13 protein-coding genes are annotated in these 14,598 nt (G+C 54.4%); 3 read left to right on the top strand and 10 right to left on the bottom strand.

Annotation, left to right across the window (positions count from 1 at the left end):
* Positions 1-180: 180 nt before the first annotated feature.
* Positions 181-1,452, top strand: coding sequence for an MFS transporter (locus V6940_RS07175; RefSeq protein ID WP_333495370.1), 1,272 nt, complete (start codon positions 181-183; stop codon positions 1,450-1,452).
* On the top strand, positions 1,452-2,747 hold the full coding sequence (locus tag V6940_RS07170; RefSeq protein WP_333495369.1) for a BNR repeat-containing protein: 1,296 nt from the start codon (positions 1,452-1,454) through the stop codon (positions 2,745-2,747). The genes V6940_RS07175 and V6940_RS07170 overlap by 1 nt, the downstream gene beginning before the upstream one ends.
* Before the next feature lie 46 nt (positions 2,748-2,793).
* On the opposite strand, the gene V6940_RS07165 is transcribed toward V6940_RS07170, so the two are convergent.
* The 9 genes from V6940_RS07165 to V6940_RS07125 all read right to left on the bottom strand — a co-directional run bounded on the left by V6940_RS07165 (position 2,794) and on the right by V6940_RS07125 (position 11,919).
* Positions 2,794-4,119 (bottom strand): PTS sugar transporter subunit IIC, encoded by a 1,326-nt coding sequence (locus tag V6940_RS07165; protein ID WP_333495368.1) that lies wholly within the window; start codon positions 4,117-4,119, stop codon positions 2,794-2,796.
* A 1-nt stretch (position 4,120) separates the two neighbouring features.
* Positions 4,121-5,509 (bottom strand): glycoside hydrolase family 1 protein, encoded by a 1,389-nt coding sequence (locus tag V6940_RS07160; protein WP_333495367.1) that lies wholly within the window; start codon positions 5,507-5,509, stop codon positions 4,121-4,123.
* 9 nt (positions 5,510-5,518) lie between these two features.
* Positions 5,519-5,833 carry a PTS sugar transporter subunit IIB gene (locus tag V6940_RS07155; RefSeq protein ID WP_333495366.1) on the bottom strand — a complete coding sequence of 105 codons (315 nt, stop codon included), beginning with the start codon at positions 5,831-5,833 and terminating at the stop codon, positions 5,519-5,521.
* 245 nt (positions 5,834-6,078) lie between these two features.
* Positions 6,079-6,891, bottom strand: a complete 813-nt coding sequence (locus tag V6940_RS07150) for a helix-turn-helix domain-containing protein (protein ID WP_333495365.1) — start codon at positions 6,889-6,891, stop codon at positions 6,079-6,081.
* A gap of 109 nt (positions 6,892-7,000) precedes the next feature.
* Positions 7,001-8,122: an anaerobic sulfatase maturase gene (locus V6940_RS07145; protein WP_333495364.1), complete on the bottom strand. Its 1,122-nt coding sequence runs from the start codon at positions 8,120-8,122 to the stop codon at positions 7,001-7,003.
* Positions 8,119-8,481, bottom strand: a complete 363-nt coding sequence (locus V6940_RS07140; RefSeq protein WP_333495363.1) for a DUF202 domain-containing protein — start codon at positions 8,479-8,481, stop codon at positions 8,119-8,121. Before V6940_RS07140 ends, V6940_RS07145 begins: the two co-directional genes overlap by 4 nt.
* Entirely contained in the window at positions 8,471-8,818 is a 348-nt protein-coding gene (locus V6940_RS07135; protein WP_333495362.1) for a YidH family protein, read from the bottom strand. Before V6940_RS07135 ends, V6940_RS07140 begins: the two co-directional genes overlap by 11 nt.
* Positions 8,819-8,977: 159 nt before the next feature.
* Positions 8,978-10,300, bottom strand: a complete 1,323-nt coding sequence (locus tag V6940_RS07130) for a 6-phospho-alpha-glucosidase (protein WP_220440781.1) — start codon at positions 10,298-10,300, stop codon at positions 8,978-8,980.
* Positions 10,297-11,919, bottom strand: coding sequence for an alpha-glucoside-specific PTS transporter subunit IIBC (locus tag V6940_RS07125; RefSeq protein WP_333495361.1), 1,623 nt, complete (start codon positions 11,917-11,919; stop codon positions 10,297-10,299). The genes V6940_RS07130 and V6940_RS07125 overlap by 4 nt, the downstream gene beginning before the upstream one ends.
* A gap of 298 nt (positions 11,920-12,217) precedes the next feature.
* Between V6940_RS07125 and V6940_RS07120 the strand changes: the two genes are divergently transcribed.
* A complete protein-coding gene (locus V6940_RS07120) occupies positions 12,218-12,967 on the top strand; it encodes a GntR family transcriptional regulator (RefSeq protein WP_333495360.1) in 750 nt (249 codons plus the stop codon).
* Here the strand turns inward: V6940_RS07120 and V6940_RS07115 are convergent.
* Positions 12,924-14,585 carry a putative transporter gene (locus V6940_RS07115; RefSeq protein ID WP_333495359.1) on the bottom strand — a complete coding sequence of 554 codons (1,662 nt, stop codon included), beginning with the start codon at positions 14,583-14,585 and terminating at the stop codon, positions 12,924-12,926. The genes V6940_RS07120 and V6940_RS07115 overlap by 44 nt on opposite strands.
* Between the last annotated feature and the right edge of the window lie 13 nt (positions 14,586-14,598).

The following is a 14,598-nucleotide window of genomic DNA, read 5'->3' as shown; positions in this document are numbered from 1 at the left end:
CATCGCCGCCGTTGCGGGATGCTGCTGCATCACAATCGTGCCACTTCTCCCGCCAATGTGGCATCTCAGGTCAAAGCGTATTGCCGCACGTCACACTCCTCTCCCCTGCCGCCAACGTTAAGAAGCGGCGTCGATATACTCCAGGCTATCTCGTATCCCTACGATAAACCGGAGAACACAATGCAACAGGCTGAAAAATCGGTCGGCCGCGGCGGTTTTACCCTGCTCATCTGGGTACTGCTTCTGCTTCTCGGCTGCGTGCTGTTTTTCTTTTCGCTCGACCGGCAAATTGTTTCTATCCTCAAAACCACGCTGATGCAGGAACTGGGGCTGGATAACAGCGATTACTCGGTGCTGATCAGCGCCTTTATGATCCCCTACACCTTCATGTATTTCTTCGTCGGCGGCATCGTCGACCGCTTCGGCAGCCGCTATGTGCTGTGCGCGCTGATGGTATTGATGTCGATTGCCACGCTGATCACCGGCCTGTCGCATTCGATGACCGGGCTTATCGTCGGGCGCGTCATGCTGGGGCTGGCGGAGTCCGGGATTGTGCCGGCGCTAACGCTGGCGGTCTTTACCTGGTTTCGCGCCGAACAGCGCGCCTTTGCCTTCCAGCTCACCAATATTATTCAGTCGCTGGGGCTGATCCTCGCGCCACCGTTTGTGGCCTGGGTGACCCTTTCTACCGGCTGGCGCTGGGCGTTCTTTATCCCAGCAATGGCAGGGGTTGTGGTCGGGGTGATGTGGTATCTCTCCAGCCGTAAAACGCCGCCTGCCGCCGACGACACGGTGCAGGTTAGCGCCGTCAGCGTGCCGCTGGTTGAACGCTACAAGATGGTGCTGACTTCCAAACCTATCTGGGCGCTGCTGATTGCTCGCCTGCTCACCGACCCGTTCTGGTTCTTCTATCAGTACTGGCAGGTTGGCTTTATGCAGGAAAAAATCGGCCTGACGCTGGCAGAAGTTGGCAAGCTGATGTGGCTGCCGCCGCTGGTTGCCGTCTTTGGCGTATTGGCGGTCTGCTGGGCTTCAGACCGCCTGGTGGCACGCGGCATGGACGCCACCCGCGCTCGCTTAACCATTATCTGGTCAGTCACCTGCCTGGCACCGCTGGTGTTTCTGCTGCCGTCCATCAGCAACGCTTACGCGGCGGTGGCTATCATGACAGTGATTAACTTTATGTGCACCGCCTGGCTCAGTATGGCCACCATCATGATGGGCGGGCTGGCTCCACGTGTGGCCATCGCTACCGCTATCGGCGTGATGAGCGCGCTGGGCGGCGTGACCTCCATTATCTTTAACGGCTTTGTCGGCACCATCATCGACCACTTTGGCTACTCGATGCCGATATACGCTGGCGCAACGCTGCATCCGATCGGCGCGCTGGTGCTGGCCGCCTTCTTCCTGCGTCGTAAAAAATCTTTTGTTGCTCGTCCGGAGACCGTCTGATGACCGATATCGTTGTTGCGCCCGTGGCCCACGCCTGCGCAGATTTCACCGTGCTTTACTGCCTGATTAATCACGACAACCACCAGTTCGCCGCCTGGTATGATGCAGAACACCGCATCACCGTGGGCCAGCGCGAGCTGCCCGACGGCCCGTGGCAGACCTTTCAGCCACAGGGGCTCTGGCTGCCAGAGCGCGAACGCGACTCGCATATCACCGAGTTTGATTCGCACAATTATCTGACGATGGCGGTAGATAGCGCCGGATACCTGCATCTTTCCGGCAATATGCACGTTGATCCACTCATTTACTTCCGCAGCCGCACACCGCTCGACGTCACCACTCTGGAGTGCGTTCCCGCGATGACCGGCGAACGTGAAGCGCGGGCCACCTACCCGGTGTTCTTTAAAGACGTGCAGGGCCGCCTGCTTTTCCGCTATCGCGACGGCTGCAGTGGCAACGGCGATGACCTGTACAACATTTTCGACGCCAAGCGTCAGCAGTGGTCGCGCCTGCTGGAGACGCCGCTGCTCAACGGCGAAGGGGCGCGCAACGGCTACGCCCGCCAGCCGCTGCTGGGGCCGGACGGCTATTGGCACATGGTATGGATGTGGCGCGAAACGCCGCACTGCGAGACCAATAACAACCTCTCTTACGTGCGCAGCCGTGACCTGCAGCGCTGGGAAAAATCAGACGGCACGCCGCTCACGCTGCCCATTGCCCGCCATCAGGGCGAGATTGTCGACGACGCGGACATCGGCGGAGGGCTGATTAATATGGTGCAGGAAGTGGGCTTTGATAATCAGGCGCGCCCGGTGCTGATTTATCATCGTTATGATGATCGGGGGCTATCGCAGGCGTATCTGGCACGCCCGGACGGCAAGGGCGGCTGGCAAAAAACGCAGATCAGCCAGTGGGATTTTCGCTGGGACTTCAGCGGCGGCGGCTCAATTCCGCCGGATGTTTCCCTCAGCGCACCGCGCGCTATCGGCCACGGACAAATGGCCGTGGAATGGACCTCAACCTGGGCCGGTAGCGGGGTGTGGATTATTGATGACCGGATGCTTGCCGTCGTCGCCACGCGCCCGCTAACGCCGCCGCTGCCAGCCGAGCAGTGGCAACCCCGGCAAAACGTTGCGCCGCTGGCGGAAGTGCAGCTGGTGGCTGCGCAGAACAGTGATTACAGCCCGCAAAGCCGCTACTGGCTGCGCTGGGAAGCGCTGCCCATTTTCCGCGACGTACCACACGGGGCCAAAACCGGATCCACGCTGCTGGAAGTGATAGAAGTGGAGGGCTAAAAAAACGCGCCAGCCGGGACAGAGGCTGGCGCGCTTACTTTCTGTATCAGACGTTTGCCAACTGCTTCGCTTTTTCCTCTTCTTCCTGCTGGGCCTGCTGCGTTTCCAGCATCTTCTTCTCGTACACCTTAAAGAAAGGGTAGTAGATAGCCAGCGAGATAAAGAAGCAGATAAACACTAGCCCACAGGCAATCAGGTTCCAGTTGGTGGTGATAAGCGCCCCGAGCGGAGCCGGGATGGTAAACGGCGGTTTCACCATCATGCGTGGAATCAGCCCGCTGATGGTAAAGAGATACACCACCACCGTGTTGACCATCGGCGCCAGAATAAACGGCACCGCCAGAATCGGATTCATCACGATCGGCGCGCCGAAAATCATGGGCTCATTGATGTTGAACAGGCCGGGGATAAACGACAGCTTACCCAGCGATTTCAGATAGATAACTTTTGAGCGAATAAACAACACCACCAGCGCCAGCGTGGAGCCCGTACCGCCCATCTGCGCGTACCACTGGAAGAACTGCTCGGTGAAGATATTCGGCAGATCATAGGCGCTGGTCCCGGCCTGGAACAGCTCCATATTCTGCACAATGGCCTGGTCCCACAGCGGGCGAATCAACGGCCCCATGACGGCGTGACCGTGAATACCAAACACCCAGAACAGGTCGATAAAGAACTGCGTGACGATACCGCCGAACAGGTTGGTACCGGTCATAAAGCCCTTCAGCGGCATGATGATATAGCTGATGATGGCGTTGATATCGATATTTAAAAAGTGTCTAGGAATCCAGAAAATCAGCACTACCGCCAGCGTCGGGAACAGCGCCGAGAAGGAGCTGGCAACCACCGGCGGCACGCCTGCGGGCATCTTAATTTCAATATTGCGGACTTTAATAAAGCGATAGATTTCAATGGCAATCAGCGAGGAGATGATCGCGCCAAACAGCCCCTGCGAACTCAGTGATGCCACCGGAATATAGCGCCCGGAAATCGCATCACCGGCGACGGTCACGCCCTCTTTAATATTCACCGGTACAATCATCAGCAGCGTGGCGAGCATCGCCAGCAGGCCGCTGGTTATATCGTTGAGCTTGTAGCTTTTCCCCAAAAATGAGCCGATGGTGAACGCGGCGTACAGCGACATTAGCCCGACGGTAAAGCGGAAAGGCACATCCAGAATATCGCGCCACGGCGCGATAAAATCCATGTACCCTTTAATCGGGATATTCAGCAGAATAACGAAAAACGATCCGACAATGGTCAGCGGTAAAATAGAGATTAAGCCGTTACGAATGGCCTGCATATGGCGCTGATTGCCAATGGCATTCGCTACCGGCAGCATTTTTTCCGCCAGCCGTTCAAAGTAAGACATGTTACTCCCCCTCGAATCCGTTATTGGCAATCACCGTTGAGAACCATTGCCCGGATTTTTTCAGCGACCGCTGCTGGGTCGCTAAATCAAGGCGATAGAATCCGTAGCGATTTTTATAGGCGTTTTGCCACGACCAGCAGTCAATAAACGTCCACATGTGGTAGCCCAGACAATTGCTGCCGTCGGCCATGGCCTGATGGAGATATCCCAGATGTTCTTTCAGGAATTCAATGCGGTAATCGTCCTGCACCTGGCCGTTCACCATAAATTGTTCTTCATCCTGAATACCGATGCCGTTTTCAGAAACGAACCACGGTAAATTGCCGTAGCGTTCTTTCACCACCATCGCGATGTCGTAAAGCGCCGCAGGATAAATCTCAATGCCGCGTGAGGTATTCATTCTGCGCCCCGGCATAATGTATTCCTCAAAGAAGCGTTCCGGCACAAAACCGTGCGGCTCAGCCAATGGCGTTTCACGCGCTTTGACCCGGCGCGGACGGTAATAGTTAATCCCCAGCAGGTCGATACGCGTATTGGCGATAAGCGCACAGTCTTGCGCTAAATATTCTGGCAACTGGTCATGCTCGCGCAGAATAGCCACCAACTCGTCCGGGTATTTCCCCAGTAAAATAGGTTCATTAATACTGCGGGTATAAAACAGGTCAGCCATGGCGGCGGCCTGTAAATCTTCCGGGGAGTCGCTACGTGGATAGACCGGAATAACGTCCATAATAATGCCAATCTGCCCGGCGAGACCCAGTTCACGCCACGCAGCGACCGCCTTACAGTGCGCCAGCACGATGTGGTGTAACACCTGCGCAGCACGGCGGAAATCGGTGACATAGGGATAATGACGAGGGTGTAAATACCCCGCCTCCGCCGGAATTAACGGTTCGTTAAAGGTGAACCAATAGCGGACACGATCGCCAAACAGCTGATAGCAAATACGCGCATAGCGGGCAAAAGCGTCAATCACGTCGCGATTTTCAAAGCCGCCCTTTTCCTGTAGCGCCATTGGCATATCGAAGTGATAGAGATTAATAAAGGGCTCAATACCCTGCGCGAGCAATTCATCAATCACGGCGTTATAAAACGCCACTGCCTGTTGATTGACTTCACCGTCGCCGTCAGGGATCAGACGCGACCAGGAGAGCGAAGTGCGATACGAGTTCAGGCCAATATCTTTGGCGCGCTGAATATCTTCCCGATAATGCTGATAAAACGTCGAGGTATCATCCGCCGTGACGCCCTGGAAAAAGCGCTCGTTAAAGTGGTGCGAGGCATAATCCCAGATATTGTCGCCTTTGCCATCGCCGGGAATTCGGCCTTCAGATTGCGTGGCGCTGGTTGCGGTACCCCACCAGAAATTATCAGGAAAATGGTATTTCATGGCCTGTCCTTATTGTGCTTTGGCTAATAAAGACAGCGCGTGATCCAGGACTTTATCGCCCTGCATCGAGCCATATTGCATCATATCAATGGCAGCCACCGGCACACCCTGTGGCTCAGCAACGGCCGCTAAACGTTGTAGTTGGAATTTCACCTGCGGGCCTAACAAAATAACGTCGGCATCTTCGATAATCTGATCGAATTCAGAAACCGGGACGGCGGTAATATCCACATCAATATCGCGGCTAGCGGCAGACTGTTTCATTCTTTCAACTAACATACTGGTCGACATGCCTGCTGCGCAGCATAAAAAGATCTTCTTCATCATTTTCCCCTGGCGTTATAAGCGTGGTATTCCGCGGAAATACGGCAAAATATATTCTGCGTAGTAGGGTAGAAAGCGGCAAGTGAAGGGCGGCACAAAACAGACTTATATCGCTGGTACTTTTTATATACTCAATGAAATAAGTTAATTCTTATCCAATAAAAACAATTAATTATAAATGTTACTTTAAATTATCACAGTGTTATTTTTATTCGTTTTTATGCATTACCTCCCACTCTGACCGCTTAGCGGCACTGATTTGGCGACACGCCAAATTGGCGACGAAAAGCGCGAGAAAAGTAGCTAACGTCGCCAAATCCGCAGCGAATCGCAATCTCGTTCACCGAATCATCAGTAAAACGCAGCTGATAGTGGGATTGAAGTAACCGCACGCGAGCAAGATACTGCTGGGGAGACACGCCGGTATAGTCGCTGAAACCACGCTGGAGCGTGCGCCGGGAGAGGCCAAACTCGTGGCACAGCGCGTCGAGATCAAGCGGCTGCTGCCACTGGCCGTTGAGGCGAATCAGCACCTGGCTGATGCGATCTTCGCTGGAGTGGAAATCCTGGGTTTTGTAGCGCCACAGATTCAAAGTGTGCAACACTTCGAGAAAAATCATCTCTTTATGGCTTTCCGCCAGCAGCTTATCGCTGAACTCCGCTTCGTTGTGGCTGGCGAGGCGGTCAAACACCCGCTGCATAATGCCCACGTCGACCTGCCAGACATTGCTCTCTCCTTCCTGCGGCAGGAGATAGTCGATCTGTTTGATAAAGTTGAAGTTATCTCGCCCCAGATAGAGCAGGTTCACCTGCTGTAAATCCTTCATCTCTTCAAACAGGTGATAGTCCTGCCGATTCAGGTAGCAGAGCGTTCCGCTGCTCAGCAACCAGGGCTTTTCATTAATGACGTGGATGCCGCTGCCGTGCCCGACCAGAAACAGCTCGCAGTATTCATGGGTATGTTCATGGCTGATATTTTTTTCCGGGTGCCAGAAATGAAACACCACGCTTTCCAGCGGATGGTGAAAATGGGTTTCCCGGGGCAGCACGAGCGGCATAGACACTCCAGATGCGTCATCACAGTGAAGAAATAGTGATACCAGAATCCGCAGCGGAGACCTTGATCTGTTTGCCATCCGGCAGACCCGTCTGGCAAACAGAGAAAGCTTATTCAGCCTGGCTTAACATCACCATCAATTCCATCGGTGAGCGCCGCTGTTTAAGGAGATCGCGCATCGCTTTCATGTGCGGTTCGCTGTAGGTGAAGAAGCGACGATAGCCGTCGCAGAGCGCACTTTTTCCGTCAGAAAGTCGGTGTTTTGGGCAGTCACCGTGGCAGAAGCGCAGCACCGAGCACTGGCGGCACTCTGGCGTGAGCGCTGACGCCTTTTGCTGGCCAAACGCATCCGCTTCCGGCATGGCATTCAGCACTTTCAGAGGCTGCTCGTGGATATTCCCCAGCCGGTATTGCGGGTAGACAAAGTGGTCACACTGAAACAGGTCACCGTTGGCCTCGAGCGCATAAGCATGCCCGCAGGTTTTCCCCAATGCGCACATCTGCGACGGATAACCACTCCAGACGCCGAGCGTGGAGTCAAACAGCTGGACGTAAACCCGCCCGATATCTTCACGAACCCACACTTCAAAGATCGCATTGAGAAACGCACCCCACACTTCTCCCTTCACCGATTCAGCGCTAAGCCTGCCGTGCTCGTCCTGCTCAACCAGCGGGATAAACTGCAAAAAGGGGGTACCAAGCCCACGAAGATATCGGTACAACCGCTGTGGCTGCTGGCTGTTAAGATTGTTGACCACCGCCAGCAGATTGAACTCCACCTGATGCTTCACCAGCATATTGATGGCTTTCACCACCTTATGATGCGTTGGTTTTCCGCTGCGGTTAGTACGGTAGACGTCATGGAGATCGGCGGGACCATCGATCGAAATACCTACCAACCAGCCGTTTTCGCGGAAGAAGTGACACCAGTCATCATCCAGCAACAGGCCGTTGGTCTGAAAAGCGTTGTGGATCTGCTTGCCGTTGGCGTACTGCTTTTGCAGCGCCAGCGCGCGCTGGTAAAACGCCAGCCCGCACAGCGTAGGCTCCCCCCCTTGCCAGGCAAAGATCACCTCGGCACCAGGCTGCGCCTCAATGTGCTGACGAATAAAAAGCGTCAGCGTGGCATCGTCCATGACGGTTTGCTGGGGCTTTTCAATGTAGAAACAATATCGGCAGTTGAGGTTACAGCGCGAGCTAGCCGGTTTGGCCATCACCTGGCATCCAGTCATGTCAAATCCCTGATAAAAATAATGAGTTGGCGAACGTGGGTGATAGCAAACAATATTGCGAGGGATAACACCGCGAGGGCGATCAAAAATTTATCACGTACCGCGCGTGACTGCGCGAAATCACTTTGGGTGATATCCATCACGTTACGGCTATAGGTGTACCGCCATAGAATCGCCGCGACGATGGCAAGCACGGCAATCGATACCCAGAACAGCCCTCCCGCCTGATGCCAGTTGTGCTTCAGCGCTAGCGCCATCAGAGCGCCATATCCCAGCAGCGTGCGAAACCAGGCCAGCGACGTACGCTCTGGCTGCAGCCCTGGGTCAGCCTGCCGCCGCGCTTTGCGGCTATCCGGCATAGAACACCAGCGCCATCACGACTGCCGCCACCAGCGTCAGGATGACGCTAATCACCAGCAGACTACGGGTGTAGGGAAGATCCTCTTTCAGGCGCATCGCTTTTTCATTACGCAACCAGCGCAAATAGCCATAAATCGCCAGCCCTCCCGCGAACAGGCACAGCATCAGCGCCAGCGCTTCGCGGATCACCGGGGTCGCAAAATCCGGGGCCAACTGATCGAGCCCAACGCCTGCCGCCAGGAAGCCCAGCGAGGTACGGATCCATGCCAGAAACGTACGTTCGTTGGCCAGAGAGAAGCGATAGTCTGGCGCTTCTCCCACGCGGGAAATTTTCATGACGGCTCCTTGTGCCCAGCTAATGTGAATAAGTTACCTCAATAGCTTACGTGCTCTCGCTGCTTTTTACATCAGTGTGCGCGGTCTCACATCCCAACACCTGAAAACAAAAATGCCCACAGAACAACGTTCTGTGGGCATGACGCGCTAAATCAATACTTAGTTTAACGGTGGCCAGTAGTCTTTATTGGCCTCAATCAAATCATCCAGAATCGCTTTTGCCACGGAGGCGCTCGGTACCGTTTTCGACAGCGTAATCGCCTGCCACAGTTTGTGGTATGAACGATGTTCCCAGGCATCGACGACCAGTTTTTCAACCGCAACCTGCTGGCTCATCATCCCTTTCTGGAAGTTTGGAATATCGCCCACCGTGAGCGGTTCCGGGCCATTATGGCCGACGAGGCAAGGAATTTCGACCATCGCGTCGGCATCAAAGTTATGGATTGCACCATTGTTCGGCACAATGAGCAGCATTCTTTCCTGAGTGTTAAAGGCAATGGCGGTGGCAAGATCGACGATGTAAGAAGCATGTTCGTCAATTTCCAGGTCGCCCGCCGAGGATTTACCCGCGGCTACAATCGCCCGGCATGCGCTGAACACGTTCTTTTCACGATGATCCATCACTTCGTTGGCGCGGGTACGTTCCGGATTTGAGTGCGCCACCACATAGTCAGGGAACAGATAATATTTCAGATAGGTGTTTGGCATGGTGTCCGGATCCAGCGCCTGTACATCTTTCGCTTTGGCGAAAGTGTCGTTCCAGCTGGCTTCCGTATGTGGGTCGTTTGATGGTGGAACATAGCCATATTTCGCGACATATTCGCGTAATTTAGGCATCAAATCGTTCCCCTGAAGGTCTTCGATGGATGTCCACCAGCCAAAGTGGTTCAGACCATAGTAACGAACGCGCATCTGCTTGCGGTCTTTCAGACCGACAATCTGCGCCATCCGTCCTTCAATACCGATAGGCATGTCGCAGATATTGAGGATTTTGGCCTCCGGACGCAGGCGACGAGTCGCTTCCGCCACAATCGCCGCCGGGTTGGAGTAGTTAAGCATCCAGGCATTCGGCGAGTATTTTTGCATGTAATCCACCAGCTCCAGCACGCCACCAATGGAACGCATGCCGTATGCAATGCCGCCTGGCCCGCAGGTTTCCTGACCCAGTACACCGTGGCGCAGTGGGATCTTTTCATCCTTTTCACGCATCGGGTATTTCCCTACGCGAATATGCGCCATCACGAAATCGACATCGGTAAACGCGGCCTGTGGATCGGTGGTGTAGCTAAATTCAATCTCCGGCGCCTGTTCTTTAAGAATAACCTTACAGGCTTCTGCAATCGTCTCCTGACGCGCACCGTCGTTGTCGTAAAATTTCAGCGCTCGCAGTGGAAAACGATCCTGGTTTGCCAACAGCATCAAGACGATACCTGGGGTAAAAGTACTGCCGCCGCCTGCGATAACAACTGAGAATTTTTTCATGATACTGCCTCCGTCATGGTGGTTTGTTCGGTCTGTAGAGAATCTTTCATCAGGGTTTCAAGTTGGTCGCGAACCTGTGGGACATGCAGACCAACGATGACCTGAATGCCGTTTCCGCGGCGCACCACACCGTGTGCACCCAGCGCTTTGAATACGTCATCACTTTGCGTTTTAGCCATATCGGTTAGCGCAATACGTAATCGGGTCGCACAGTTATTGATGCTCTCAATATTGGCGGCCCCGCCCAGCGCCTGGAGGATGCCTGCCGCCTGGCCTGATTTCGTGTCACTCGTGCCAGCCGCTGAGGTTTTACCGCGTGCGGCCTGATAGTCGGCTTTGCTGTAGAGCTTGATTTCACTGTCTTCACGGCCCGGCGTTTTCAGATTGAAGCGCAGAATTAAGGCCCGGAAGACGACGAAGTAGAGGGCGGTAAAGCACACGCCGATGCCTATCTGGGTAAACATCACCGACGCATGGTTATGGAACATCGGGATCCAGTTTTGTGGGATAAACTGGTCAAGAAGGCCACCACCAAAGTTCCCCACCACGCCGCACATGTACATCACCGTCGACATGGTGGCTGCCAGCACGGCGTGAATGGCGAACAGTAGCGGAGAGATAAACAGGAAGGTGAATTCCAGCGGTTCCGTGATCCCGACCAGCATGGCGGTCAGCGTGGCAGGAATGAGCAGCCCCGCGACTTTTATGCGGTTTTCAGGCGCTGCGGTGTAGTAAAGCGCCAGTGCAATCCCGACAGAACCAAACACCTTTGAGTTACCGTGCAGCGCGAAGCCGCCTTCCGGGAACAGCGCTTTAAGCGACTCGGTGCTTTGGCTGAACTCCTGGAGATGCTGAGCCCAATAAACCTGAATTCCACCTTCAACCGCCGCCGGGCCAAAAATAAAGGGACCATAGACGAAGTGATGAAGGCCCGTAGGAATAAGAATGCGCTCAAGGAAGGTATATACCCAGACACCCAAGGCCCCGGCACTGCGTAAAAATGCCTGCAGCGATTCAATGCCCATCTGGACTTTTGGCCAGCCTAAAAGCGTTAACCACGCGCAGGGGATCATGGCAAGGAAAGCCACAATCACGACAAACGAAGAGCCCTGGAAAATACCGAGGAACACCGGCAAGGGTTTATCAAAATAGCGGTTATGCAGGGCGGTCACGACGCCCGAAATGACAATAGCGCCGATGATGCTGGTATCCAGCGTCTTAATCCCGGCAATCATCGTCAGGCCACTTCCCGCTACGGGGTCAGCGGAGAAGTCGACGCCAAAAAAGTGGCCCCAGGTCATTCCCATGGCATTAATGAAGTAGTTCCAGGTCAGGAAGCTCACCAGCACGGCCAGGCAGGCTCGCCCTTGCGCCTGTTTAGCGAGGCCAATCGGTAAACCAACGGCAAAAATGAGCGGCATGTTTCTGAATACCGTCCAACCGCCTTCTTCAATAATGTGAACAATCTGAGCAAATAAACTATCGGGTGCGGTGAGAGCCTCACCCACAAACAGCGGATTACGCAACATAATGGCGATACCCACCACAATCCCCGCGAACGGAAATAATAAAACCGGGGTAAACATGGCGCCGCCAAAGCGTTGTATTTGACTGAGCATTTAGCAATCCTCATTTAACAACTCGTAGGGTAAGTGGCCTTATTAATGTTGATTTCCGGCCTGCTACGAGAATAGGAATTACCCCGTCAGACAACATGCGGTGAGCGTGTGATTCGTGATCGCTTTCATGGTTTTAATTCACGCTATGTTGTCTAATTTTTAAGATAAAAATAGACATGTCATATAACTGAATTCCGTGCCGTGATGAGGGTTCTCATTATTCACCTGTAATTGATTACTTTTTAATAAGAAACGGCAGTTCAATAATCCTGCTGGGATAGGGAATAGAGGTCTATAAATGATCTATAAATCTATTGCTGAAAGGCTGCGATTGCGGCTGAATTCATCCGATTTCAACATTGGCAGCCCGATTCCTGGCGAGAAAGCGTTAGCGCAGGAGTTTGGCGTTGCGCGGATGACCATTCGAAAAGCGGTCGACCTGCTGGTCGAGTGGGGCCTTGTGGTTCGCCGGCAGGGCAGCGGTACCTATGTTGCTCATAAAGACATCCACCACGAAACCTCTAACCTGACCGGGCTGGCCGAGATATTGCGCAAGCAGGGTAAAGAGGTGATAAGCCATGTCCTGGTTTTCGAGGTGATGCCCGCTCCGCCCGCCATTGCCAGCCAGCTTCGCATTCAAATCAATGAGCGGATCTACTTTTCCCGAAGGGTACGCTACGTTGATGGAAAGCCCCTGATGCTTGAAGACAGCTATATGCCGGTTAAGCTTTTTCGTAACTTGTCGCTGGTGCACCTGGAGGGGTCAAAGTTTGATTACATCGAGAAAGAGTGCGGCATAACGATAAGCGGTAACTATGAAAGCCTGGCACCGGTGCTGGCTGATAAGCAGTTGGCCCAGTCGATGAACGTACCCGAGCAAACACCGCTGCTGCGTATTACCTCCCTTTCCTACAGCGACAGCGGTGAGTTTCTTAATTATTCAGTGATGTTTCGTAACGCCAGCGAATACCAGGTGGATTACCACCTTAGACGCATTCAAAACCCTAGCTCATCCCCCAGAACAGCACCGCCAGAAGCTGAGGCGTGATGATGCGCAGGAACATCACCAGCGGGTAGACGGTCGCGTAGGAGAGCGCCGCCGCGCCGCTGGTCGCATGCAGGTTATTGGCAAACGCCAGCGCCGGAGGGTCGGTCATTGACCCCGCCAGCATGCCGCACAGGGTCAGATAGTTCATCTTCGCCAGCACACGAGCCAGTATCCCCACCGTCAGCAGCGGAATGCCGGTAATCAGGATGCCGTAGCCAATCCAGCTGAGCCCTTCACCGTGTACCAGCGTTTCCACAAAACCCCCGCCGGATTTAAGCCCCACCACGGAAAGGAACAGCACAATCCCCAGCTCACGCAGCGCCAGGTTCGCGCTCGGTGGCATAAACCAGTAGAGCTTACCGATGCTGCCGATACGACCAAGGATCAGCGCCATAATCAGCGGCCCGCCCGCCAGACCGAGCTTTAACGCTACCGGGAAGCCGGGAATAAACAGCGGGATAGAGCCGAGCAGCACGCCAAGGCCAATGCCAATAAACACCGGCAGCATCTGCACCTGCTGCAATTTTTGCTGCGCGTTGCCAAGATCGGAGGCCACGGCATCAATGGCCGCCGGACGCCCCACAAGGTTGAGGATATCGCCAAACTGCAGGCTGGCATTGCTGCTGGCAACCAGTTCAACCCCCGCACGGTTTAAGCGGGATATCACCACGTCATAGCGCTGTTTATAGTGCAGATCGCGGATTTTCTTACCGAGTACCTTCTCGTTGGTGACTACCACCCTTTCCACTTTCAGGTCCGTTCCTCGAGTAGAAAGCGATGTTTCAACCTCTTTACCAATCACCAGCTGCGCGCTGCGCAGATCTGCTGGTTCACCGACCAGATGCAGCAGATCGCCACTCTCAATAATGGTCGTCGGTGACGGCACCATCAGCGTTTCACCCCGTTTGAGGCGCGAGCAGATAATTTTATCGCTGTTGATCACCGGCACATCCTGAATCGCCATGTGGTTCAGGTTAGGGTTTTCAACGCGGATGTTGATGGTCTGAAGATGGGAGTGGCTGGAACCCGTCTGCTCATCGAAGCGCTGCGCCTCTTTGTCGACGTTAATGCGGAAGAACAGGCGTACCAGCCACATGGTAAGCAGAATGCCGCAGATGCCGAATGGGTAGGCCATCGCGTAGCTCATACCCATCTGATCCACGACGCTAAACGGCTCACCAAGATCGCGCAGTATCTGCTGCCCAGCGCCTAGCGCGGGGGTATTGGTCACCGCCCCGGAAAAAATGCCCAGCACGACGGGGAGCGGAATCGCGAAGATTTTATGCAGCAGCGTGGTAACCAGGCCGCCAAGGACCACAATCAGAATGGCAAACAGATTCAGCCGCAGGCCTGAGACGCGCAGCGAGGCGAAGAACCCCGGCCCCACCTGGATACCAATGGTATAGACGAACAGAATCAGGCCGAATTCCTGGATAAAGTGCAGCATCGGGCTGCTAAGCGTGATACCCGCCTGATCGACAAAATGGCCGACGATAATCCCACCGAACAGCACGCCGCCAATGCCAAAGCCGATGCCCCGGATTTTGACGTTGCCAATCCACAGCCCAACGACCGCCACCAGCGCCAGGACGCTTACCGTCAATGCTATATCACTCATCTTATTTTCCCTG

Source organism: Kluyvera sp. CHPC 1.251, from assembly GCF_036759945.1.
Taxonomy (GTDB): Bacteria; Pseudomonadota; Gammaproteobacteria; order Enterobacterales; family Enterobacteriaceae; genus Kluyvera; species Kluyvera sichuanensis.
This window is presented reverse-complemented; position numbering and strand designations above follow the sequence as displayed.